The following is a 538-nucleotide window of genomic DNA, read 5'->3' on the forward strand; positions in this document are numbered from 1 at the left end:
ATTGGGTTTATGCGGTCGCCGTCTTTAAAAATTTCGTAATGTAAATGTGGTGCTTCCGATCTTCCGGTACTACCAACAAATCCAATTAAATCACCACGTTGTACTTTTTGGTTTTTTCGCACATTGTATTTGTATAAATGCGCATATAAACTAATGTATCCAAAGCCATGATCTATTCTAATGTGATTTCCATAACCTGTAGATCCAGAATCTGCACGAACCACAATTCCATCGCCAGAAGCGTAAATAGGTGTACCACGTGGTGCTGTAAAATCCATACCCCAGTGCATTTTTCGAGCCTTTGTAAAAGGATCTGATCTCATGCCATAGCCAGAGGCCATACGTTTCAAATCTTTATTATTAACAGGCTGAATAGCTGGTATTGCTGCTAGCAGTTTTTCTTTTTCTTTAGCAAGTACAGCAATTTCATCTAGCGATTTGGACTGCACAACAATTTGCTTTTGTAAAATATCTAAACGCTTATTACTTTCAATAATAAGTTTAGAGTTATCAAAGCCTTCTAAGTTTTTATATCTGT

Annotated in this window: 1 protein-coding gene; it reads right to left on the reverse strand. The window is 36.6% G+C overall.

The window, feature by feature from the left end:
• A partial coding sequence (locus tag M4I23_RS19720; protein ID WP_249755563.1) for a M23 family metallopeptidase occupies positions 1 to 538 on the reverse strand: 538 nt, incomplete at both ends.

It is taken from the genome of Algibacter sp. L4_22, from assembly GCF_023473045.1.
Classification (GTDB): Bacteria; Bacteroidota; Bacteroidia; order Flavobacteriales; family Flavobacteriaceae; genus Algibacter.